Below are 23294 nucleotides of genomic sequence, written 5' to 3' on the forward strand. Positions count from 1 at the left end.
GAAGACCGAAATGATCCCCACCGTCATCGCCGACCGGGTCGACATCGTCTACCGGGTCAACGGCACCGGTTCCGGCAGGGGCAGCGCCACCGCCGCCCTGAACCGCATCATGCGCCGCGAGAAGGCCGAGAAGGCGGCGGGCGTGCGCCGGGTGCACGCGGTGAAGAACGTGTCCTTCGTCGCCTACAAGGGCGAGGCGATCGGCCTGATCGGCACCAACGGCTCGGGCAAGTCCACGCTGCTCAAGGCGGTCGCGGGCCTGCTGCCGGTGGAGAACGGCAGGATCTACACCGACGGCCAGCCCTCCCTCCTCGGCGTCAACGCGGCCCTGATGAACGACCTGACCGGCGAGCGCAACGTCCACCTCGGCGGCCTGGCCATGGGCATGACCCGGGAGCAGATCAAGGAGCGCTACCAGGACATCGTCGACTTCTCCGGCATCAACGAGAAGGGCGACTTCATCACCCTGCCGATGCGGACGTACTCCTCCGGCATGGCGGCCCGGCTGCGTTTCTCCATCGCCGCCGCCAAGGACCACGACGTGCTGCTCATCGACGAGGCCCTGGCCACCGGTGACCGCTCCTTCCAGAAGCGCTCGGAGGAACGGATCCGCGAACTGCGCCAGCACGCGGGCACGGTGTTCCTGGTCAGCCACAACAACAATTCGATCCGCGACACCTGCGAGCGTGTGCTGTGGCTGGAGCGCGGCGTGCTGCGCATGGACGGCCCCACGGAGCAGGTCCTGGAGGCCTACGAGGCCTTCACCGGCGGCAGCGACAAGGCGACGAAGCCCAAGTCCTGACCCCGCCCCGCCACAGCCGCCGACGGCCCCGCGTCCGCCGGCCGGCGGCGGCTGTGGCGGGCGGTCAGGGCACCACCGCGTACAGCACCTGGCCGTTCGGGCCGTGGGCCACCGGGCGCAGGGCGGGGTCGGGCGGGAGCTGTCCGGTGTCGACGACCCAGCGGACGTCGTAGGTCCGCAGGATGTCCCTGCGGACGGCACGCGGCGTGCCGCGGGTGTAGTAGCGCTGGACGGCCGTCTCACGCTGTGACTCGTCCGGGAGGAAGAAGTCCGGGTAGCCGGGGGCGACGGTGTAGGGGCCGTAGGCCGGGATCAGGCAGGCGGGGAAGTCGCGGGCCATGACCACCTCCCCGTACTTCACATACGGGGTGATCCAGTAGTAACCGGCCCACGGGGGCGTGTAGTTGGCCGCGAGCGCATCCGGCAGCGCGGCGCGGCCCACGACATAGCCGACGGCCCCGGCCTGGGTCCACGCGCCCACGGCCAGCGCGCCGGACAGCACCCAGGCCCAGCGCAGCCGCACGGCCCGCCGACCGCCCTGGACCACCTCCAGCGCCGCGGCGAGCTGCGCCGGGATCAGGGCGGCGGGCAGGGCCCGGCCCCAGGAGTAGTGACCTACGGCGAAGCCGGCCGCGCACACCAGCGCGCCCAGCACGAAGAAGATCGCCAGCGGGTCCCACCGGTCGCGCCGCCACCGCAGGAACAGCGCGGCCACACCGAGCAGCGCCAGCCAGTAGCGGCCGGAGAGGTGCGTGTAGAGCGCCCGGTGCACCTCCTCCAGGCCGCCGCCCGAGGAGAACAGCGCGAAGAAGTCGTAGTACGGCCACAGCCACAGCACCAGCAGGCCCAGCGCCGCACCGGCGGCGGGCCGCGGCCACAGCCACCGCGGGGGCCGGGCCGCGATGACCGCGGCGAGCCCGCCCAGCGTGTCGACGACCCCGGTGAACTGGTGGCAGAGCAGGATCAGCGCCCACAGCGCCCCGAGCCCGAGCCACACCGCCCACCCCGCCGGCACGCGCAGTGCCCGGGTGAGCCACGCCCAGTGGTGGAAGGTGAGGCCGAGGGCGAACACGCTCGGGTACGAGACCGTCAGCGCGAGGGAGTTGAAGGAGAGGAAGCCGCTCCAGTTGATCACGGCCGTGCCCCACAGCAGGACCAGGCTCAACGCGGCAAGGGCGGGCGCCGCCGGGTGCCGGCTCAGCGTCCTGACGTACCGCCACACGCCCGTCACCAGCAGCGTGAGCCCGGCCAGCGCGGCGAACCGCAGAACAATGAAGACCGACAGGCCGGTGGCCCGGGCGACACAGCCGAGCAGCAGCATCCACGGCGAGTAGTACGGGCTCGGGGTGTCGGCGTCCACGAGCGGGTTGCCGGGATGCAGGAGGCTGTGGCGGAGGCGTTCGATGGTCGCCGCGTGCATGCCGAGGTCGCCGGCCCACGGCAGCCGGACTATGACCCCGAGCAGCAGGACGACGACAAGCGCGGCGGCGGCCCGGGGCGCGACGGCCCGTCTCGTGGGGGCCGGTGGCCGCGGCGCGGCTCTGCCCGCGGGGCGCGCCTCAGGCGGCGCGGCGCGCATCGTGCCGGAAGACCCAGGTGCGGCAGACGAGGAAGCGGAATGCGGAGGCCAGGACGATGGAGAGAGCCTTCACCGCATTCACGCCGACCGGGCCGCGCATTCCCAGGCCGTGATAACCGATGTAGAACAGTGCGCTTTCCATCACCACACCGACGCCACTGAAGGCGAAGAACAGTGCGATGTGGCGCGCGGTGCACGAGGCCCGGTCCCGATAGGCGAAATGGCGGAAGCCCAGGTAATTCGTGGCCATCGCGACGCAGCTGGCCAGGACCGTTGCGGTCATCGCCGACCGGCCCAGGCCCTCCAGCAGGAGACCGAAGACCAGAAAGTTGACGACGACACCGCTTCCGCCTACGACCGCGAATTTCACCGCTTCGAGGACGAGACGCGCGAGCGGCCGGTCCGGAAGTGGAAGGTTTGCTGTGACACGTACGGGTGCGGGGGCGTTCGCGGCCGGACGGCTCTCGGCGAGGTTCACAGTCACACGGCCACATTATCCGATTCATCCCGATTAACAGGAAAAGGTAAATTCGCCGTGCGGCGTTTCTTAAACCCGCACAAGAAAACGACATGAAGGCGCCCCGGGCCGCTGTGGCCCGGGGCGCCCTCGATCGGGTGAGTTCTACGCGTGCGACCGCAGCAGCGTGCGCATGGTCCGCATCGCCACCGACAGGTTGGCGAGGTCGAACTCGTCGGAGCTGCGGATCTCCACCAGGGTGGTGCGCGCGCGGGAGAGCAGCGCCGCGTTCTTCTGCTCCCAGAGCTTGAAGCGCTGCTCCGGCGTGGAGCTGCCGTTGCCGACGGCCAGGACGTCCGAGGTCAGGGCCGCGTGCGCCGCGTACAGGTCCTCGCGGATCGCCGCGCGGGCCATGGACTGCCAGCGGTCGTTGCGCGGCAGCTCGATGATGCGGTCCATCAGCTGGGTGATGCTGAGGCGGTCGGCGAGGTCGTAGTACACCTCGGCGACGTCCATCGGGTCCTTGCCCATCCGGTCGGCCACCAGGACGATGTCCAGCGCCGGGAAGGCGGAGGAGAACCCGGCCACGCGCGTGGCCAGTTCGTCCGGGACGCCGGCGGCGGACAGCTCGTCGTAGACCTGCTGGTACCACTCCAGGTCCGCGCCCCTGAGCAGCTTCGGCAGCTGGGCCCACACCTGCTCGACCCGCTCGGAGAAGAACGCCACCGTCTCCGACAGCTCCAGCGGCTGCGGCCGGTTGTTCAGCAGCCAGCGTGTGCCGCGCTCGACCAGACGGCGCGAGTGCAGCCGGATGCGGGTCTGCACCTCGGACTCGACCTTGTTGTCCAGCCCCTCGACCGCGTCCCACACCGGGGCGGAGCGGAAGATCGCGCGGGCCGCGGTCTGCGCCCGGACGATCTCCTCCAGCGACGCGCCCGTCTCCTCCCGCAGCCGGTGCAGATACGTCGTACCACCGGTGTTGACCGTGTCGTTGACCAGGACGGTCGTGGTGATCTCACGGTGCAGCGGGTGGCTGTCGATCTGCTCGCCGAACTGCTCGCGCAGCGCCGTGGGGAAGTAGGCGTGCAGCAGGCCGCGCAGATACGGGTCGTCCGGCAGCGAGGTGTGCAGCAGTTCCTCGGCCACCGTGATCTTCGTGTACGCCAGCAGGACGGCCGTCTCCGGACCGGTCAGGCCGTGCCCGGTGCCGAGCCGCTCGCGGACCTGACGGTCGGTGGGCAGGAACTCCAGCGCCCGGTCCAGATGGCCCTCGCGCACCAGGTGCTTCATGAAGCGCTGCTGGGCGTGGAGCATGTCCTTGGACTGGGCGAGCGCGTTGGCGATCGCCGTGTTCTGCGCGTAGTTGTTGCGCAGCACCAGGGCACCGACCTCGTCGGTCATCTCGGCGAGCAGCTTGTTGCGCTGCTTGACGGTCATGTCGCCGTCCGCTACCAGGCCGTTGAGCAGGATCTTGATGTTCACCTCGTGGTCGGAGGTGTCCACGCCCGCGCTGTTGTCGATGGCGTCCGTGTTGACCTTGCCACCGGCGTGCGCGAACTCGATCCGGCCCAGCTGGGTCAGACCCAGGTTGCCGCCCTCGCCGACGACCTTGACCCTGAGGTCCGCCCCGTCGACGCGGATCGCGTCGTTGGCCTTGTCGCCCACGTCCGCGTTGGACTCCGTGGACGCCTTGACGTACGTACCGATGCCGCCGTTCCACAGCAGGTCCACCGGGGCCTTGAGGATCGCCCGCATCAGGTCGGCCGGGGTCAGCTTGGTGACGCCGGACTCGATGCCCAGGGCCTCGCGGATGTGCGCGTTGACCGTGATGGCCTTCGCGGTGCGCGGGAACACACCGCCGCCGGCCGACAGCAGCTCGGTGTCGTAGTCGCCCCAGGAGGAGCGCGGCAGCTCGAACAGGCGGCGGCGCTCGGCGTAGCCGGTGGCCGTGTCCGGGTTGGGGTCGATGAAGATGTGCCGGTGGTCGAAGGCGGCCACCAGGCGGATGTGCTCGCTCAGCAGCATGCCGTTGCCGAACACGTCACCGGACATGTCACCGATGCCGACGACCGTGAAGTCCTGGCTCTGGGTGTCGACGTCCAGCTCCCGGAAGTGCCGCTTGACGGACTCCCAGGCGCCGCGGGCGGTGATGCCCATGCCCTTGTGGTCGTAGCCCGCGGAGCCGCCGGAGGCGAAGGCGTCGCCGAGCCAGAAGTTGTACGACTGCGCGACCTCGTTGGCGATGTCCGAGAACGTCGCCGTGCCCTTGTCGGCCGCGACCACCAGGTAGGTGTCGTCGCCGTCGTGCCGCACCACGTCCTGCGGGGGCACGACCTCGCCCGCGACCATGTTGTCGGTGATGTCGAGCAGCGCCGAGATGAAGGTCTTGTAGCTGGCGATGCCCTCCGCCAGCCACGCTTCCCGGTCCACGCTCGGGTCGGGCAGCTGTTTGGCGACGAAGCCGCCCTTGGCGCCCACCGGCACGATGACGGTGTTCTTGACCATCTGCGCCTTGACCAGGCCGAGAATCTCGGTGCGGAAGTCCTCGCGGCGGTCGGACCAGCGCAAACCGCCTCGCGCGACCTTGCCGAAGCGCAGGTGCACGCCCTCGACCCGCGGCGAGTACACCCAGATCTCGTACGCCGGGCGCGGCGCCGGCAGGTCCGGGATGGCCTGCGGGTCGAACTTCATGGAGACGTAGTCGTGCGGGTGGCCGCCGAGCGCCTCCTGGAAGAAGTTGGTGCGCAGCGTCGCCCTGATGACGGTGAGGAAGGAGCGCAGGATGCGGTCCTCGTCCAGGGAGGCCACCTGGTCGAGGGCCGCGTCGACCTCTTCGAGCAGCGCGTCCACCAGCTCGTGCCCGGCCCGCTGCCGCTGCGGCGCCATCCGCGCCTCGAAGAGGGAGACGAGCAGACGGGTGGTGTGGACGTTGTTGCGGAGGGTGTCCTCCATGTAGTCCTGGCTGAAGGTGGAGCCCGCCTGGCGCAGGTACTTGGCGTAGGCGCGCAGCACCATCGCCTGGCGCCAGCCCAGTCCGGCGCTCAGCACCAGGGCGTTGAACCCGTCGTTCTCCGCCTTGCCGGTCCAGGCGGCGGCGAAGGCGTCCTGGAAACGCTCACGGGCGTCGTCACCGAGGTAGTCGCCGGTGCCGCCGGCCACGGCCGTCTTCGGCATGCGCAGACCGAAGTCGTAGATCCACGCCGTCGTCCGGTCCGCGCAGCGCAGCTCGTAGGGCCGCTCGTCGGTGACCTCCACGCCCAGCCGGCTCAGCACCGGCAGCACGGCGGACAGGGAGACCGAGCCGCCCTTCTGGTAGATCTTGAACCGGCGCTCCTCGGGCGCGGCGCCCACCGGCTCGTACAGGCTCAGCGCGAACGTCATGTCCTCGTTGAGCGCTTCGAGGTGGATCAGGTCCGCCACCGCCGCACGCGGGGTGTGGTCGGCCTTGTAGCCCTCGGGGAAGGCGTTGTTGTAGCGGCGCAGCAGCTCGGCCGCGTGCTCCTCGCCGAGCTCGGCGGTCAGCGCCTCGGCGAAGGCATCGGCCCAGGAGCGGGCGGCCTCCACCAGCCGGGCCTCGATGCGCTCCTTGTCCGCGTCGGACAGCTGCGGCAGCTCGGTGCCCTGCGGGACGCGGACGACGAAGTGCAGCCGGGAGAGGATCGACTCGGTGTTCCAGGCGGTGAAGTCGACGCTGATGCCGCCGAGTTCCTCCTTCAGGATGTCGATGATCCTCAGGCGCACGCCCGTGGTGTAGCGGTCGCGCGGGAGGTAGACGAGCGCCGAGTAGTAGCGCCCGTACTCGTCCTGGCGCAGATACAGGCGCAGCCGGCGGCGCTCCTGCAGATACAGCACCGAGGTGACGATCGACTGCAGCTCGGCGACCGGGGTCTGGAAGAGCTCGTCGCGCGGGTAGGTCTCGAGGATCTGCAGCAGGTCGCGCCCGTCGTGGCTGTTGGGCGAGAAGCCGGCGCGCTCGAGGACCTCCTCGACCTTGCGGCGGATGACCGGGACCCGGCGCACCGATTCGGTGTACGCGGCGGACGAGAACAGCCCGAGGAAGCGGCGCTCGCCGACGACCTCGCCGTTCTCGTCGAACTTCTTGACGCCGATGTAGTCCAGGTAGGACGGCCGGTGCACGGTGGCCCGGCTGTTGGCCTTGGTCAGCACGAGCAGCTTGTGCTCGCGGGCCTTGGCGCGGGCGTCGGCGGGCAGCCGCTCGAAGGACGGGCTGACCGGGTGGTTGTCGTCGCCTCCGTGCTGCGGGTCCGATCGCAGTATGCCGAGCCCGGTGCCGGGCTCGGCGGCCAGGCAGTCGTCGCCGCGCAGCTGGTACTCGCGGTAGCCGAGGAAGGTGAAGTGGTCGGCGGACAGCCAGCGCAGCAGCTCGCGGGCCTCCTCGACCTGCTGCTCGGGCAGGTCGGCGGGGACCGGCTCGTCGGGCAGCCCGTCGGCGAGACGAGTCGCCGCCTCCCGCATCTTCTCCCAGTCCTCGACGGTCTCGCGGACGTCGGAGAGCACGCGCAGCAGATCGGCGGTGATCTGCTTCAGATCGGCGCGGTCGGTCTCGCGGTCGATCTCGACGTGGATCCAGGACTCGGTGTGCGCGTCGTGCGGCAGCGCCTCGCCGGCCGGCGCGGCGGGCAGCACCTCGATGAGCTTGCCGGTGAGGTCACGGCGGACCACGAACTGCGGGTGGATGACGACGTGGATGCCACGCCCCTGCCGGGTCAGCTCGTTGGTGACCGAGTCGACGAGGAAGGGCATGTCGTCGGTGACGACCTCGACGACGGAGTGGCTGCAGGTCCAGCCGTTCTCCTCGACCGTCGGGGTGTGGACCCGCACGTTGGCCGTGCCCTGTGGGCGCTTCTCGGCCAGACGGTAGTGCGAGAAGGCGGCTCCGAAGACGTCGACCGGGTCGCGGTCGGCGAGATCCTCCGGGGCGGTGTGCAGGTAGTAGCGCTGGAGGAACGAGAGCACGGAGTCCCGGTCCGGGGTGCCCTCGCCCGTCGACCCGGTCGGTAGGTGCCCCCCGACCGGGCTGTTCTCAGCTACCCGAGCAGCCCTCTCGAGCAACTCGGCCTTGGCTTCGTCCAGCTTGGTCTGCATTGTCCTCTGACTCCTGTCGCGCGCCGTTGCGTGACGTTGAAGGAAGTACGGTCTCTTCCCCTGCGGCTCGACGCCACGGCCCGGGGTGTCCGGTCCGCTCCGACGCTATGCCGCTGGGTGAGATGGGCGGGGGGGTATCAGCCATTTCCGACGCGCCCGACGGGTGTGACGCTGCTCTCCGCGGCGCCGCTGCCCGGGGTTGACGCGGCGTCCCGGGGACCGTCGAGGCCCCTTCCCGCCCGCGAGGACCAGCGACCGCCGCCCGGTCACGGATGTGGTCCGTGCTCACCGGGCGCACAGCGGAGGCGACGGCGCCCCCGCGAACTATCGCGCTGATCACGCCACAAGGCTATCGCTCCTCACGGGGGGCCCGTCATGAGCCGTATGTGTACAAAACCAGGGGTGGAACTTTGACGTTCTGCACAGGGGCGGAAAGGGTACGGACGGCGTATTCAGGCCACCGCGGCTCAGACCCACAGCCAGCCGCCCCGCGGCGCACACCGGCCGGCCCGCGCACACCGGGCCGGCCTGCCTGCGCGCGCCGGCCCGGGCGCCGGCCTGCCTGCGCGCGCCGGCCCGGGCGCCGGCCTGCCTGCGCACACTCCGGACCACGGGCGCCGGACCGCCCGCACACTCCGGACCACGGACACCGGACCGCCCGCACACTCCGGACCACCGACACCGGGCCGCCCGCGCGCGTCGGGCCACCAGGACACGAGCCGTGGAGCCTCAGGGCTGGGGGGCTGGGACGGGACCACCGGGCCGCGGGACCACCGGGCCGCGGGGCCGCCGGGCCGCGGGACCACCGGGCCGCGGGACCACCGGGCCGCGGGGCCGCCGGGCCGCGGGGCCGCCGGGCCGCGGGACCACCGGGCCGCGGGGCCGCCGGGCCGTGGGGCCGCCGGGGTATCGAGGCCGAGGGTCGGGAGCACCCCAGGCCACGAGGCACCGCGGCCGCCAGGGCCCCAGGGACTGCCCAGGCCGCGAAGGTCACGGGCCGCGAAGGTCACGGAGGCCTCGGGCTGCCAGGGTCGCGAGGCCGCCGCGGCTACGGGGCCGCGAGGCTACGGAGCACCGGAGACCGCGAGGCCGCCAGGGCCCCCGGGGGCGCGGGACCCCGGGACTGCGAAACCGCCGGACGCCCGCCGCCGCGAGGCCGCCGAGGTCACTGGCCGGCTGGGGTCGCCGGAGGCCGCCGAGGCCGGGAGGTGGTGGCGCAGGGGCGTTGCGGCGGGCCTTGGGGGCCCGGCGACCGTCACGCCGCCAGGCGCTCCGCCTCGGCGACCGCTTCCATGAGCGTGTCCACGACCGGTACGCCGGCCTCCTCGAGGCTGGCGCGGCTGTGCGAACCGCCCGTGTACAGCACCGCCCGCGCCCCCACGTGCAGCGCGGCCACCGCGTCGTCCGCGGCGTCCCCGATCACCACCGTGCGCGCGGGATTCACCATCCCGGCCAGCGCCCCGAGGTGCCGCACCATGTGCTCGGCCTTGCTGCCCCCCGACGGCCCGGTCCGCCCGTCGACGCGTATGAAGTGCGCCTCGATTCCGAAGCCCCTGACCAGCGGCACGAGTTCCTCGTGCCCGTACATGCTGAGGATCGACTGGCTGTGCCCGGCCGACGCCCACCCCGCGAGCAGCTCCACCGCCCCGTCGGCCAGTCCGCAGCGGACCCGGTGCTCGGCGTAGTACCGGTGGAAGACCTCGTCCATGACGTCCCACTCGGCCTCGGTCGGCAGCCGGCCGAGGAGCCGCTCGTAGAACTTCGGTACCGGCACGCAGTACAGGGCGCGGTACCGCTCCAGTGTGATCGGCTCCAGGCCGAGCTCGGCGAACGCGGCGTTCGTCGCGCCGACGACCGCGTCGTTGTCATGGAACAGCGTGCCGTTCCAGTCCCAGACGATGTGCGCCCCTGACTGCATCCCCATGTCAGAGAACGTACCCGCCACCACTGACATTCAGGACCCCCCACCCAGCCCGACGAGGTTCGGGATCTCCTGCGTGGCGTACCACAGCAGCTCGTGGTCCTCGGCCCCGTCCACGACGAACTGCGCGTCGTCGTCCCCGGCGTCCGCGGCCTCGAGCGCCCGCGCCGCCGCGGACACGTCCGCCTCCGCGTCCGCCGAGTCGGCATGCACCGCGGCCGCCTTCGCCAGCGGTACGGTCCCGGTCACCCGCACCTCGCCCAGCGCGGCGGGGTCGAGCCCCCGGTCGGGGTCGGCCGTCGCCGCCGCGTCGGGTACGTCGACGGCGACGACCACCCTGCGAGGGGCCGCGTCCGGGTCGCCGGCCAGCAGCCGCAGCGAGCCCAGCGCGGCCCGGCTCAGCGCGGCGTACTCCAGTTCCTCGATGTCGTCGGAGAGGTACCACTCGCGCAGGGCGGGCGTGACGGCGTACGCGACGAGCGGCCCCGCTCCCAGCTCACCCGTCCTGTACGCCTCGGCGAGACCGGGGAGGGTCAGGGGGACGTAGACACGCATGGCTGGCCGCTTTCGTGGTCGGAGGCTCCGCAGGTGCTCCGGGAAGCTTTCCGATCACGACGATCCCACGGCTCCCGGACGGCCTTCAGGATACGTGCGGGCGTCCCCTTTCGGGCCCCTGCCCACGCCCTCGGACGCGTCCACTCCACGCCCCTCGTCTCACCCGGTGCGCCCCCGTTCTCCCGGGGTTCGCGGGCCCCGGGATCACACGGATGGGTGAACTTCTCCGCCGTCCGACCCGGACCGCACCCTCCTTGCCGCCACCGGCACCGGCCCCGTACAAGATCCCCAGCAGCAAGTTACTGCCCGGTATCGCCCGGCTCGCACCGAACGGGGACCCCATGAACAAGGTCATGACCAGGATCCAGCGCCGCCCGGGCACCCGCCCACCGGGCCGCCACGACGCCCGCCGCCCCGGCGGCCCCCCGCCCCGGACTCCGGACGGAGCCCGCTCCCGCACGCCGGGCGACGGCCGCCCGCCGGGCGCGCCGGGCGGGCGGCCCCCCGCGCGCACCGGCCCCACCGACACCCGCCCCGGCGCCGGGCCCGGCCGAAGCGACACGAGAGGGGCCCGAGCCGTCTCGGCCGGAGGCACCGCCACCGCCACCGCGGCGCAGGCCGCACAGGCCGTGGCACAGGCCGCACAGGCCGCCCCGCGGACGGCCCCGCACCCCGTCACCACCGACCTCTTCGCCGACCGGCTGCTCGCCGTGCTCAGCGGGCAGCGGCCCGTGCACTGGATGCTCCGGCACACCGCGGGCCGTGCCTACGACGAGCTGGCCCGGCTCGCCGAACGCGGCCCCCTGCGCACCCGGGGCGCCCGCCCCGTCGTCCGCGACATCGGCTACTACGAGCCCCGCCCGGGCGCCCTCGAAGCCTTCGCCCGCATCGGCGCCGGCGACCAGCTGCGCGCGATGGCCTTCCGCCTGGAGCTGGGCCGCGATCTGCGCTGGCGCTGCACGGCGGTGGAACTGGGCGGCCCCCGCACGCCCAGGACGGACGACGACTGATCCCGGCCGCGCCCCACCCAACCCGAAGGGCCGGGCACCCTCGGTGCCCGGCCCCTCTTCGTGCGCTGCTCCTCGCGGAGCGACGGTCACTTCTTGCGGCGGCGCCCGGCCTTCGCCTGCTTGCGGCGCTCCGCGCGCGTGAGGCCGTCGGACTCGGAGCGGATGGCCTCGTCGTCGGTGGCGAAGTCGCCCTCGACGATGCCGCCCTCGCCGTCCACGGTCGGCGCCGAGAAGTGCAGGTCACGCCGCTGCGGTGCGTCCAGGCCCTTGGCGCGGATCTCCGGGCGCGCGCCCGCCTGAGCCGGCACGGCCTCCTGCGGGCCCTTGTCCAGGGACGGCTGGGCGTCCTCGACCGGGACCTCCTCGACCTGCTGCTCGACCTGGACCTCCAGGTTGAACAGGTAGCCGACGGACTCCTCCTTGATGCCCTCCATCATCGCGGTGAACATGTCGAAGCCCTCGCGCTGGTACTCCACCAGCGGGTCCTTCTGCGCCATCGCGCGCAGGCCGATGCCCTCCTGGAGGTAGTCCATCTCGTAGAGGTGCTCGCGCCACTTGCGGTCCAGGACCGACAGCACGACCCGCCGCTCCAGCTCACGCATGATCTCGGAGCCGAGCTGCGCCTCACGCGTCTCGTACTGCTCGTGAATGTCGTCCTTGATGGAGTCGCTGATGAACTCGGCCGTCAGACCCGCGCGGTCGCCCGCCGCCTCCTCGAGCTCATCGATGGTGACCTTCACCGGGTAGAGCTGCCGGAAGGCGCCCCACAGCCGGTCGAGGTCCCAGTCCTCCGGGAAGCCCTCGGCGGTCTCGGCCCCGACGTAGGCGTCGATGGTGTCGTCCATGAAGTGCTGCACCTGCTCGTGCAGGTCCTCGCCCTCCAGGACGCGGCGCCGCTCGCCGTAGATGACCTCGCGCTGGCGGTTGAGGACCTCGTCGTACTTCAGGACGTTCTTACGGGTCTCGAAGTTCTGCTGCTCGACCTGCGACTGGGCGGACGCGATCGCGCGCGTGACCATCTTGTTCTCGATCGGCACGTCGTCCGGGACGTTCGCCATCGACATCACGCGCTCGACCATCTGGGCCTTGAACAGGCGCATCAGGTCGTCGCCGAGGGAGAGGTAGAACCGGGACTCGCCCGGGTCGCCCTGACGGCCGGAGCGGCCGCGCAGCTGGTTGTCGATCCGGCGCGACTCGTGCCGCTCGGTGCCGAGCACGTAGAGCCCGCCGAGGTCCTTGACCTCCTCGAACTCGGCCTTGACCGCCTGCTCGGCCTTCTCCAGAGCGGCGGGCAGGGCCTGGGCCCACTCCTCGATGTGCTCCTCGGGGTCGAGGCCGCGCTGGCGCAGCTCCGCCTCGGCGAGGTCCTCGGGGTTGCCGCCGAGCTTGATGTCCGTACCGCGGCCGGCCATGTTCGTGGCCACCGTCACGGCGCCCTTGCGGCCGGCCTGGGCGACGATCTGGGCCTCGCGCTCGTGCTGCTTGGCGTTGAGCACCTCGTGCTGGATGCCGCGCTTGCTGAGCTGCTGCGAGAGGTACTCGGACTTCTCGACCGAGGTGGTGCCGACCAGGATCGGCTGGCCCTTCTCGTGCTTCTCGGCGATGTCGTCGACGACCGCCTCGAACTTGGCGACCTCGGTGCGGTAGATGAGGTCCGACTGGTCCTTGCGGATCATCGGCCTGTTGGTCGGGATCGGGACCACGCCGAGCTTGTAGATCTGGTGGAACTCGGCGGCCTCGGTCATCGCCGTACCGGTCATGCCGGAGAGCTTGTTGTAGAGGCGGAAGAAGTTCTGCAGGGTGATCGTGGCGAGCGTCTGGTTCTCGTCCTTGATGTCCACCCCTTCCTTCGCCTCGATCGCCTGGTGCATGCCCTCGTTGTAGCGGCGGCCGGCGAGGATGCGGCCGGTGTGCTCGTCGACGATCATGACTTCGCCGTCGATGACGACATAGTCCTTGTCGCGCTTGAAGAGCTCCTTGGCCTTGATGGCATTGTTCAGGTAGCCGACCAGCGGGGTGTTCACCGACTCGTAGAGGTTGTCGATGCCCAGCCAGTCCTCGACCTTGGAGACACCGGCCTCGTGGATGGCGACCGTGCGCTTCTTCTCGTCGACGTCGTAGTCGCCGGTCTCCTCCAGGCCCTTGAGCGGGTTGCCCGCCTCGCCCTTCTTCAGGCGGGTGACCAGCTTGGCGAAGTCGCCGTACCACTTGGTGGCCTGGTCGGCCGGGCCGGAAATGATCAGCGGCGTACGGGCCTCGTCGACGAGGATGGAGTCGACCTCGTCGACGACGGCGAAGTTGTGGCCGCGCTGGACCAGTTCGTCCTGCGCCCAGGCCATGTTGTCGCGCAGGTAGTCGAAGCCGAACTCGTTGTTCGTGCCGTAGGTGATGTCGCAGGCGTACTGCTCGCGGCGCTGGGCCGGCGTCATGTTGGCGAGGATGCAGCCGACGTCCAGACCCAGGAACTTGTGGACGCGGCCCATCATCTCGGAGTCGCGCTCGGCCAGGTAGTCGTTGACCGTGACGATGTGGACACCGTCTCCGGACAGAGCGTTCAGATACGCGGGCAGGGTGCCGACGAGCGTCTTGCCCTCACCGGTCTTCATCTCGGCGACATAGCCCATGTGCAGGGCGGCGCCGCCCATCAGCTGCACGTCGTAGTGGCGCTGGCCGAGAACGCGCTTGGCGGCCTCACGCACGGTGGCGAAGGCCTCGGGCAGCAGGTCGTCCAGGCTCTCGCCGTCTGCGTACCGCTGCTTGTACTCATCGGTGAGGGCCCGCAGCTCGGCGTCGGAGAGGTCGACGAAGTCCTCTTCGATGGAGTTGACCTGGTCCGCGATGCGGTGCAGCTTGCGCAGGATCTTGCCTTCGCCTGCACGCATGATCTTCGAGAGGACGGACACGGGGGTTGGTCTCCTTGCCGGTCGGGCCTGGGACGGTCGGTTTCCATTTGACTTGACTGAGCAACGGCCATCGTATGCGAGGACCCGGCCAAGCCGGGAGGGCCTGCCGTGGCGGCCGTCCGATGCTTCGCTTCGCTTCACTGGGGACAACGGCCGGGGGTCGCGGATGGTGCCGCGTTCCCGCGACGAATTGCGCGAATTGTGATCACCCGCTCACCGAACGCAAAACCGATGGCGCCCCGCCACGCCCCCGAGCAGAATCGGCCGATGGAACCCGTCATGCTCACCACCGACCGCCTCGTGCTGCGCACCGTGGGCCCGCAGGACACCGACGCGGTGTACGCCGCCGCGCAGGACCCGGACATCCAGCGCTGGACCACCGTCCCCTCGCCCTACCTGCCGGAGCACGCGCGCGGCTTCACCGGACAGCTGGTCCCCGAGGGCTGGGACAACGGGTCGATGTTCACCTTCGGGCTCTTTCGGCACGACCCCGAGGGGGACCTCGTGGGCATGCTCGGCGTCACCATGCGTTCGCTGGGCGAGGCCGAGATCGGCTACTGGGGCACGAAGGAACACCGCGGCAACGGCTACGTCACCGAGGCCGCCCGCGCCGTCGCCCACTGGGCCTTCACCCAGGTCGCCGTCGACCGCCTGGAATGGCGCGCCGAGGTCGGCAACCACGCCTCGCGCGCGGTGGCCGAACGGACCGGCTTCACCGTGGAGGGCACCCTGCGCTCCGCGCTCAACAACAAGGGAGTGCGCCGGGACTGCTGGGTGGGCTCCCTGCTGCCGTCGGACCTGGAACTGCCCTCGACGGCGCCCTACCTGCCCGCCCGCGCCTAGGCGAAGGCGCAGCCCGGTACGCGCTGTCAGTGGCACCGCCTATCGTGCCGACCATGACGACCGCCCCACGTCCCACCACCGAGCTCTCGGCGGACGAAGCCCGCCGCATCGCCCTGCGCGCCCAGGGTCTTCTCGGCGCCCCCGACCGGAGGTCCGGCGTGCGCGGCGTCCTGCGCCACCTCGGCGCGGTCCAGCTGGACACCATCTCGGTCCTCGCCCGCTCCCACGAGCTCATCCCGTACGCGCGCCTCGGCGCGGTCGGCCGCAGGACGGTCGAGGACGCCTACTGGAAGACAGCACCGGCCGGCGCGCCTTCGGCACGACCGCACGCCTTCGAGTACTGGTCGCACGCCGCCTGCATCCTCCCCATCGAGGAGTGGCCCCACTTCGCCTTCCGCCGCCGCGCCTACCGCAACCGCCCGCACTGGAACCACGAGCTGCCCGACGGCGCCTACGACCAGGTCATCAAGCAGCTCCAGGCCGAAGGACCGCTGACCGCCACGGAGTTGGGCGGGGCCAAGAGGACCAGCGAGTGGTGGGACTGGTCCGGCTCCAAGGTCGCCGTCGAGCGCGCGCTGATGTACGGCGAGGTCGTCTGCGTCGAGCGCCGCGGCTGGAAGCGGGTGTACGACCTCTCCGAACGGGCGGTACCGGAGGCACTGCTGCACGACGAGCTGGACGACACCGAGTGCCTGCGCCGTCTGGTCCGGCTGGCCGGCCAGTCCCTGGGCGTCGGCACCCGCGCGGACATCGCCGACTACCACCGCCTCAAGAACGAGCAGGTCGACGCGGTCATAGGGGACTCCGGACTGGTCCAGGTCACCGTGGAGGGCTGGGGCAGACCCGCCTGGGCGGACCCGGCGGCCCTGGCCACGCCCCCGCGCGGCCGGCACCGCACCACGCTGCTGTCCCCCTTCGACTCCCTGATCTGGGAGCGGGCACGCACCGAGCGGATCTTCGGCTTCACCCACCGCCTGGAGGCATACGTCCCCAAGCCCAAGCGGGTCTACGGCTACTTCGCGATGCCGGTGCTCGCCGGCGGCCGTCTGGTCGGCCGCGTGGACCCCGCCCGCGAGGGTCGCGCCCTGGTGGCCAAGCAGGTCACCCTGGACGGCGCCAAGGCAGTACCCGCGGTCGCCCAGGCGCTCATGGCGGCCGCGGACTGGGTGGACTGCACGGACGTCCGGGTGGAACGCGTCGATCCCCCGGAGCTGCGCGAGGCCCTCGTCCGGGAACTCGCCCGCGCAGTCGGCTGAGGTCAGCGGATCTCGAGGATCTTCTCCCGCATCGCGTACACCACCGCCTCCATCCTGGAGTGCAGCTGGAGCTTCTCCAGGATGTTGCGGACGTGGTTCTTCACAGTGTTCTCGGAGATGAACAACTCCTTGGCGATGTCGCGGTTGTTCATCCCCGTGGCGACGAGTTTGAGAACCTCCAGCTCCCGGTCCGTCAGCCGCGGAGCGGGGACGAGGCGGCGCTCGTCGGTGCGCTGGATCATCGACTTGAACTCGGTGAGCAGCTTCGAGGCCATGGACGGGCTGATCTGCGACTGGCCGTCGGCCACCGCGCGGATGGCGGTGGCCACCTCGTCCGTGGAGATCTCCTTGAGGAGGTAGCCGGTCGCGCCCGCCTTGATGGCGTCGTAGAGGTCGGCCTCCTCGTCGCTGATCGTCAGCATGATGATCTTGGCGCTCGGGGCGACCTCCTTGATGGAGGTGCACGCCTCGATCCCGCCGCGCTTCGGCATCCGTACGTCCATCAGCACGATGTCGGGCAGCAGGTCGGCCGCCTTGTCGACGGCCTCGGCACCGTCGCCCGCCTCGCCGACGACCTGGATGTCCTCCTCGGCGGCAAGCACGATCTCCAGGCCGCGGCGGAAGAGAGCGTGGTCGTCCACGACAAGGACTCTGATCGGCTCCTTGCGTGGAGTGCCCGCGTCCGGGCCCATGCCGGCGACGCCGTCGTCGGCATCCTCGTCCCGCATCGGTCCGAAGCTGTCCGCCATCGTGTGTTCCTCCCCCTGAGGCTGTGGCCTGGTGTGCGGTGCCGTGGCCAACCCAAGGCAACGGCCCATCGGTTGAGCCGTTGCGGCCATGATTCCATGTCCGGCCGACACTGCGGTGACCGAGCGGTGCTCCCAGGGGTCGCACACCGGTGCCCCTGGGGGCGCACACGCGCTCCAGGGGCACCGGCTCAGCTGTCGGCCGGGTGGGTCAGCCGCCCAGTGTGCCGCCCGCCTCGGGAGAGTGCCCCTGAGTGACCATCGTGTCCGTCCTGAGGTGGATCACGCCGTAGTCGTAGGCGTGCCTCCGGTAGACGACGCTGGGTTCCTTGGTCTCGGAGTCGACGAACAGATAGAAGTCGTGCCCGACCAGTTCCATCTCGTAGAGGGCCTGGTCGAGGGTCATCGGGGAGGCGATGTGGTTCTTCTCGCGGACGACCAGGGGCCCGTCCCCCTGCACCTCCAGCGAGCCGACCTTCTTGGTGGGCACCTGGCCCGCTTCCTCTTCCGCCGCGGTCAGGCCGCTGCCGTTCAACGTCGCCGCGCCGGGGACGTGGTCGGCCACCTCGGCCGCCGGGATCCGGCGCGCACCGCGCCGCGAGAAACGCTTGTCGTGCTGCTTGCGCAGCCGGGCTCCCAGCTTCTCCGCCGCCAGGTCGAGCGCCGCGTACGGATCGCTTGCCGCTGCCTCCGCCCGGATCACCGGACCGCGGGAGCGGAGCGTGATCTCCACTCGATCGCAGCGGTCGGCCTGTCGGGGGTTGGGCTCCTTGGACACCTCGACGTCGAGGCTGATCACCTTGCCATCGAGCTTCTGGATCTTCTCCAGGTTCAGCTTCTCGGCCACGTGCTTGCGGAACCGCTCGGGCACCTCGGTCTTGCGGCCCTTGACGACGATGTCCACGCAGAACTCCGTTCCCGGATCGCTCCGCTTCGACGGCGGAGCATCTCCCTTTTGCACCCGGTTCCGGTGACGCCCGGAACCTCGGACTCGGTGACGTCCACCTCCTCCTCCCCCGCGGGCAAGATCTCCACCCCGCCGGTACGGGTGATTGCGGAAAACCTGCGAACCAACCCGCAGCACGGCATTCGGACATGACGGGGATGGCCTGCGCCTTTCCCTCACAACCGAACATATCTCGCCCGGACGGATGACGTCACCCTCTACTGCGGCGTACCTCCGTTCAGGTGAATTGACCCTCTCATTACCTGCAACGACGCGAGTTCACAGTCGGTTCCGGTTTATTTCGAAGGAATGCGGCGAGGCCGCGACGACGGCCGCGTGGACCGTGTCCCCGGCGCCGTACGCACCCGCCATTTCCGCTGCGCGATACACCGAGTGCCCCTCCTTCCGCCTCGATCCCGGCTTCCGTTCCCCCATCCCTTCCCGGGTCGGCGCCGCGTACACGGCCGAAGTCGCCGCCCGCACCGCCCGCGCCGCCTCGGTCAGCGAGGCGCCCGTCGTCATGAGGTCGTCGACGAGCACGACCGGCCCGCCCCGCAACAGCCGCACGCCGCTCGCGGCCACCTCCAGCGCGCCCGCGAGGTTGTCCAGCCGCTGCCGGGCGTCGAGCCCCGTCTGGTCGGCCACGGCACGCCGCTGCCGCAGCACGGCCAGCGCCCTGGCCGGCGTCCCGGACCGCCGGAGCTCACCGGCCGCCGCCAGCGCGATCCGGCGTACCGGGTCGTGTCCCCGCGCCCGCACGGCCCGCCGCGCGGACGGCACGGGAACGAGCAGCACCGGCCCGCCGTCCCCGCCACCCGCGACGCCCCGCAGACCCGCCCGCACGGCGCCCGCCAGAGCCGTACCGAGCGGACCCGCCAGCGCCAGCGCACCGCGTTCCTTGTGGGCGAGGAGCACCGCCCGCACCTCGTCCGCGTACGGAGCCGCCGCGTGCACGGCCGGCAGGCCTGGCGGCTCCGGCACTGGACGCACCCGGCGCGGCGCGGCCCCGCTCAGGACGGCACGGCACCGAGGGCAGAGCATCGTCCGAGGCCTGCCGCAGCCTCCGCAGTCGGCCGGGAGTACCAGGTCGGTCAGGTCCCGCCACCACCCGCGCATGACCCCACTGTGCCAACGCCGGAGCGTCCCGGCCACCCCTGTGGACAACGCCCCCGACGCCCTGTGGACAACTCCGCCCACACTCACCGGGGCATCCCCCACACGGGCGCCGGACGCGTCCCCGCACGGGCAGGGGCAGCGACCTCACCCCGGATAGACCGGCGCCGAACCGTCCTTGACCACCTTCTGCCACTGCGCCCCCGACGGCAGCCGGACGATCCCGTCCTCCGAGTACGCCACCAGCGGCAGCCGCTCGTCGCCGGACGCGGCGATCGACTGCACACCCGTGAGCGCGGCCGGCGCGGGGCCCTCCGGCGTGGAGCCGTCGACCTGGACGTAGCGCATCGTCTGCACGCCCCCCTGCTCGCGTCCGGCCACCACGAGCCGGCTGTCGCCCGCCCACGACATGGCGGTGACGTCCTCCAGCTCCGGCGCCGCCGAACGCAGTTCGAGCACCGAGACCACCGGACGCCCGCCGGCCTTCCCGTCCCGCTCGATCCGCCCGATCAGCAGGGACCTGTTGCCGTCCTTGCGCTGCACGACCAGCGCGATCCGCACGCCGTCGGCCGCCACCCGCACCGCGTTGATGCGTCCCTCCAGCCCGGGAATCCGCACCTCGAGCGGCTGGCCCGCGCCCTGCTCCAGCACCAGCAGCCGCGGCCGGGCCGGATCGCGGTCGGCCACCCACAGGTCGCCGCGCGCGTCCCAGCTGGGCGCCGTCAGCCGGTCGTTCTCCGTCTTTCCCGCACTCTGCAGCACCGGGTTCCCGAGCGTGCCGTCCGGCACCAGCGAGTCGACGAACAGCGACTTCGCGTCGAAACCGACCGCGGCCGCGGTGCGCTCGTCCCAGGACACGGCCGCGGACCTGAACCGCTGGGCACCCTCCCCCAGCGCGCCCGGCACCGGTTCGGCGCTCGTCGCCGAACTGCCGCCGGCGATCCGCACCAGCCGGTGCTTGTCGTCGACGAAGTACAGGTACTCGGGCCGCTTCACCGAACCGCGCGTGGCGACCGTCTCGGCCCGGTCCTCGCCCAGCGTGCACAGCGTGCTGCCGTCGGCCCGCTGCAACTCGACCGTGTCCACCGTGGGCGTCAGGTTCTGCAGCGTGAACAGCAGCTGCGTGGCCATCTCCGAGCACTTCTCCCGGCCTGCCCGGGACGCCTTCTCGTTCAGCGGCACCGTCAGCTTGTTCTGGTCGTCGGGCGTCAGCGCGGCGACACCCTTGCGCAGCGCCGTACCGGTCGGGAAGCTCGACCTGACCACGGGACCGAGCCAGCGCGTGGGCCCGTTGAGCAGGGAGCGCACCATCTGCGTCATCGCGTCCACGCGCCGGCGCACGTAGACGGGGTCGGCGACGGCCGTCGCCGGAGCGCCCGCCGCGGCCGAGGCGTTGGAGGCGAAGTAGTACTTGTTCACGGACACGTAGTTGCGCTGGAAGTCCGACTGGCCCATGACCACGCCCTGCGGCAGTGCGTCGATGCGCCACTGCCCGGTCTTCTTGTCCCGCATCAGGTGCACCGGCTGGCCGTAGCGCCCGCCCAGCGGCGCGTACGACTGCTGCGCGTCCACCCGGGCCACCTTGCTGCCGGTCAGCGTGAACGCGTAGTCGTCGGTGTCGTCGTGACCCGTGGAGCGGTCGACCTGGATGTCGGGCCCGCTGGCGAGGACGGTCGTGGACAGCTCCGGCCTCCACTGCCGCGAGGCCGCGCCGGTCAGATACTGCCGCGCTGTCGCATACGTCGGATCGTCGCTGGTGAGCGCCTCAAGAAAGCCCTGCACGATCTCCGACGGCGGGGCATCCTCCCGGGGCGGCATGGCGAACACACGCACCTCGGTGTCCTGGCGCGGGGTGGACTCCACGTCCCGCAGATCCCCGCTGTCGGGCATCGAGGCGCACCCCGCCAGCAGTACGGCTCCGCAGACGGCGTACGCCGCCGCGCGCATCGGCCGCCGCCGCCCGCCCCCCTCGCGGTCAGCGCCCACGAAATGCCTCCCCTTGCCTGTACGTGTCCCGCGGACCGGCTCCCTCCGGGTCCGCGGGGCTCACCGTCTCGTTCCCCGCCGGGTCCGCGGCGGGCACGGCCTCCGGCCGCCGAGCGCCCGAGGCGGGCCGGGGCACCACACGCGCGCCGTTGCCGGGCAGCGCCGTCGGATCGGCCGTGGGGGTCGTCGTGGCCGCACGGGACACGATCGGGTCGCGTGACGGCACCGTCGGATCGCCCGCCGCCTGCACGGGCACGGTGGCCCGCTTGTCGCCGCCGTGCGGCAGACCGGCGTCGTCGAGGCCACGGTTGCGCCGCGAGTCCTTGGGCTCGAGCGGTATGGGCGAGCCCCGCAGCGGCTCGTCCGCCGTCCTCGGCAACGTCAGCCGGAACTGCGAGCCGCCGCCCGGCTCGCCCCACGCCTGCAGCCAGCCGCCGTGCAGCCGGGCGTCCTCCAGGGCGATCGACAGCCCCAGGCCCGTACCACCGGTGGTACGCGCGCGTGCCGGGTCGGCCCGCCAGAAACGGCTGAAGACACGAGTGGCCTCACCGGGCTTGAGCCCGACGCCGTAGTCGCGCACCGCGACCGCGACCGCGCCGCCCGCCGCGGCGAGCTTGACGACGACGTCCCGGCCCTCGCCGTGCTCCACGGCGTTGACCACGAGGTTGCGCAGCACGCGTTCCACGCGCCGTGCGTCGGCCTCCGCCACCACGGGCTGCTGGTCGCCGACGATCCGTATCAGCGTCCCCTTGCGCTCGGCGAGCGGCGCGGCGCCGCTGACGACCCGGCGCACGACCTCCCTGAGGTCGATCGGCTCGGCCTCCAGCGCCGCCGCGCCCGCGTCGAAGCGGCTGATCTCCAGCAGGTCCGCGAGCAGCGACTCGAACCGGTCCAGCTGGTCGGCGAGCAGCTCCGCAGACCGCGCGGTGACAGGGTCGAAGTCCTCGCGCGCCTCATGGATGACGTCGGCGGCCATCCGCACGGTCGTCAGCGGCGTGCGCAGCTCGTGCGAGACGTCGGAGACGAAGCGTCGCTGCATCCGCGACAGGTCCTCCAGCTGCTGGATCTTCAGCTGCAGGTTCTGCGCCATCTTGTTGAAGGCCTCGCCGAGCCGCGCGATGTCGTCCTCGCCGGTGACCTTCATCCGCTCCTGCAGCCGCCCGGCCGACAGCCGCTCGGCGATCCCGGCCGCCATCCGGACCGGTGTGACGACCTGCCGCACCACCAGCCAGGCAATGGCCCCGAGCAGTACGACGACGAACAGACCGGCCGTCGCCAGAGTCCCCTTGACCAGGCTCAGCGACTTCTCCTCCTGGCTGAGCGGGAAGAGGTAGTACAGCTGGTACGGGTCGCCGTTCGGGTCGTTGACCTGTTTACCGATGACGAGAGCGGGCTGCGACTCCTTGTCGCTGTCCTTGTAGATGATGCGGGTGTAGCTCTGTGCGGCCACCATGCTGCTGTTGATCCGCGCCCGCAGGTTTTCGGGCACGGATGCGGTCGGGTCCACGCCTCCGGAGGCACGCGGGCCGCGCCCGCCGCCGCTGTCGTAGCCCGCCGGGAGCGTGACGACGTCGAAGGCGCCCTGGCCACCGCTGGAGAGCGACGACACCAGCTCGCTCATCCACGAGATGAGGTTCTGGGAGGAGTGCCCGTCTCCCGGGGTGCCGTCGTCGGCGGTACCGGTCGCCGCCTCGTCGGCCCTCTGCTTGGCCACCGAGAACCCGCCCGTGGCCTGGCTCTGCGACGCCCTCACCTTCGCGTCCAGCAGCCCGTTGCGCACCTGGCCGATGACGACGAAACCGAGCAGCAGCACCACGCCCAGCGACATCAGCAGCGTGGTGGCGACGACCTTGAGCTGGATGTTGCGCCGCCACAGCCGCATGACGGGCAGCAGCGGCCGACGCACCCAGCGCATGAACAGACGCAGGACCGGGCTGCCCTGCACACCCCCGTGCAGCAGCCCGCCCTCCAGAAGACGTCCCCAGCGGGAGCCCGCGCCCTGCCGGCCGACAGGCCGCCCCGCGCGGGCCCCGGACCGCCCGGGGGACGAAGCGGCACTGTCCCCGGACAC

15 protein-coding genes are annotated in these 23294 nt (G+C 71.5%); 4 read left to right on the top strand and 11 right to left on the bottom strand.

The annotated features are described in order from the left end of the window. The first annotated feature begins 10 nt into the window (after positions 1-10). Positions 11-802 carry an ABC transporter ATP-binding protein gene (locus ACH4UM_RS17810; protein WP_398179622.1) on the top strand — a complete coding sequence of 264 codons (792 nt, stop codon included), beginning with the start codon at positions 11-13 and terminating at the stop codon, positions 800-802. Between the two features lie 64 nt (positions 803-866). On the opposite strand, the gene ACH4UM_RS17815 is transcribed toward ACH4UM_RS17810, so the two are convergent. From ACH4UM_RS17815 to ACH4UM_RS17835, 5 genes are all read right to left on the bottom strand, one after another. After that, a complete protein-coding gene (locus tag ACH4UM_RS17815; RefSeq protein WP_398179521.1) occupies positions 867-2381 on the bottom strand; it encodes a hypothetical protein in 1515 nt (504 codons plus the stop codon). Then, positions 2362-2865: a GtrA family protein gene (locus ACH4UM_RS17820; RefSeq protein WP_398179524.1), complete on the bottom strand. Its 504-nt coding sequence runs from the start codon at positions 2863-2865 to the stop codon at positions 2362-2364. Before ACH4UM_RS17820 ends, ACH4UM_RS17815 begins: the two co-directional genes overlap by 20 nt. A 138-nt stretch (positions 2866-3003) precedes the next feature. Next, a complete protein-coding gene (locus ACH4UM_RS17825; protein ID WP_398179527.1) occupies positions 3004-7944 on the bottom strand; it encodes an NAD-glutamate dehydrogenase in 4941 nt (1646 codons plus the stop codon). 1255 nt (positions 7945-9199) lie between these two features. Then, positions 9200-9868: an HAD family hydrolase gene (locus tag ACH4UM_RS17830; protein WP_398179530.1), complete on the bottom strand. Its 669-nt coding sequence runs from the start codon at positions 9866-9868 to the stop codon at positions 9200-9202. A gap of 30 nt (positions 9869-9898) precedes the next feature. Further along, the gene (locus tag ACH4UM_RS17835) at positions 9899-10420 is read right to left on the bottom strand and encodes a DUF6912 family protein (RefSeq protein ID WP_398179533.1); all 522 of its coding nucleotides are present in this window, start codon (positions 10418-10420) and stop codon (positions 9899-9901) included. A 341-nt stretch (positions 10421-10761) separates the two neighbouring features. On the opposite strand from ACH4UM_RS17835, the gene ACH4UM_RS17840 reads away from it, so the two are divergent. Beyond that, a complete protein-coding gene (locus ACH4UM_RS17840) occupies positions 10762-11430 on the top strand; it encodes an Rv3235 family protein (protein ID WP_398179536.1) in 669 nt (222 codons plus the stop codon). Between the two features lie 86 nt (positions 11431-11516). Here ACH4UM_RS17840 and secA read toward each other — a convergent pair whose 3' ends face one another. After that, positions 11517-14333, bottom strand: coding sequence for a preprotein translocase subunit SecA (gene secA / locus ACH4UM_RS17845; RefSeq protein ID WP_398179539.1), 2817 nt, complete (start codon positions 14331-14333; stop codon positions 11517-11519). Positions 14334-14600: 267 nt separating this feature from the next. On the opposite strand from secA, the gene ACH4UM_RS17850 reads away from it, so the two are divergent. Both ACH4UM_RS17850 and ACH4UM_RS17855 read left to right on the top strand, forming a co-directional pair. Next, positions 14601-15176 (top strand): GNAT family N-acetyltransferase, encoded by a 576-nt coding sequence (locus ACH4UM_RS17850; protein ID WP_398179542.1) that lies wholly within the window; start codon positions 14601-14603, stop codon positions 15174-15176. A gap of 53 nt (positions 15177-15229) precedes the next feature. After that, positions 15230-16432 carry a winged helix-turn-helix domain-containing protein gene (locus ACH4UM_RS17855; protein WP_398179545.1) on the top strand — a complete coding sequence of 401 codons (1203 nt, stop codon included), beginning with the start codon at positions 15230-15232 and terminating at the stop codon, positions 16430-16432. A 2-nt stretch (positions 16433-16434) separates the two neighbouring features. On the opposite strand, the gene ACH4UM_RS17860 is transcribed toward ACH4UM_RS17855, so the two are convergent. From ACH4UM_RS17860 to mtrB, 5 genes are all read right to left on the bottom strand, one after another. Further along, positions 16435-17181 (bottom strand): response regulator, encoded by a 747-nt coding sequence (locus ACH4UM_RS17860; protein WP_398179547.1) that lies wholly within the window; start codon positions 17179-17181, stop codon positions 16435-16437. 208 nt (positions 17182-17389) lie between these two features. Further along, complete coding sequence (gene hpf / locus ACH4UM_RS17865) at positions 17390-18082, bottom strand: ribosome hibernation-promoting factor, HPF/YfiA family (protein ID WP_398179550.1); 693 nt, start codon at positions 18080-18082, stop codon at positions 17390-17392. 321 nt (positions 18083-18403) lie between these two features. Beyond that, the gene (locus ACH4UM_RS17870) at positions 18404-19240 is read right to left on the bottom strand and encodes a ComF family protein (RefSeq protein ID WP_398179553.1); all 837 of its coding nucleotides are present in this window, start codon (positions 19238-19240) and stop codon (positions 18404-18406) included. A 144-nt stretch (positions 19241-19384) separates the two neighbouring features. Then, positions 19385-21223 carry an LpqB family beta-propeller domain-containing protein gene (locus ACH4UM_RS17875; protein ID WP_398179556.1) on the bottom strand — a complete coding sequence of 613 codons (1839 nt, stop codon included), beginning with the start codon at positions 21221-21223 and terminating at the stop codon, positions 19385-19387. Next, positions 21213-23294 carry an MtrAB system histidine kinase MtrB gene (gene mtrB / locus ACH4UM_RS17880; protein ID WP_398179559.1) on the bottom strand — a complete coding sequence of 694 codons (2082 nt, stop codon included), beginning with the start codon at positions 23292-23294 and terminating at the stop codon, positions 21213-21215. Before mtrB ends, ACH4UM_RS17875 begins: the two co-directional genes overlap by 11 nt.

It is taken from the genome of Streptomyces sp. NPDC020801 (genome assembly GCF_044334385.1).
Lineage (GTDB): Bacteria > Actinomycetota > Actinomycetes > Streptomycetales > Streptomycetaceae > Streptomyces.

Excerpts from the sequence above, each read along its gene's own strand:
- ACH4UM_RS17840 (WP_398179536.1), top strand. The coding sequence starts at position 10,762 with ATGAACAAGGTCATGACCAGGATCCAGCGCCGCCCGGGCACCCGCCCA.
- ACH4UM_RS17835 (WP_398179533.1), bottom strand. The coding sequence starts at position 10,420 with ATGCGTGTCTACGTCCCCCTGACCCTCCCCGGTCTCGCCGAGGCGTAC.
- ACH4UM_RS17870 (WP_398179553.1), bottom strand. The coding sequence starts at position 19,240 with ATGCGCGGGTGGTGGCGGGACCTGACCGACCTGGTACTCCCGGCCGAC.
- ACH4UM_RS17860 (WP_398179547.1), bottom strand. The coding sequence starts at position 17,181 with ATGGCGGACAGCTTCGGACCGATGCGGGACGAGGATGCCGACGACGGC.
- ACH4UM_RS17855 (WP_398179545.1), top strand. The coding sequence starts at position 15,230 with ATGACGACCGCCCCACGTCCCACCACCGAGCTCTCGGCGGACGAAGCC.
- ACH4UM_RS17850 (WP_398179542.1), top strand. The coding sequence starts at position 14,601 with ATGGAACCCGTCATGCTCACCACCGACCGCCTCGTGCTGCGCACCGTG.
- ACH4UM_RS17825 (WP_398179527.1), bottom strand. The coding sequence starts at position 7,944 with ATGCAGACCAAGCTGGACGAAGCCAAGGCCGAGTTGCTCGAGAGGGCT.
- ACH4UM_RS17815 (WP_398179521.1), bottom strand. The coding sequence starts at position 2,381 with ATGCGCGCCGCGCCGCCTGAGGCGCGCCCCGCGGGCAGAGCCGCGCCG.
- ACH4UM_RS17830 (WP_398179530.1), bottom strand. The coding sequence starts at position 9,868 with ATGGGGATGCAGTCAGGGGCGCACATCGTCTGGGACTGGAACGGCACG.
- ACH4UM_RS17810 (WP_398179622.1), top strand. The coding sequence starts at position 11 with ATGATCCCCACCGTCATCGCCGACCGGGTCGACATCGTCTACCGGGTC.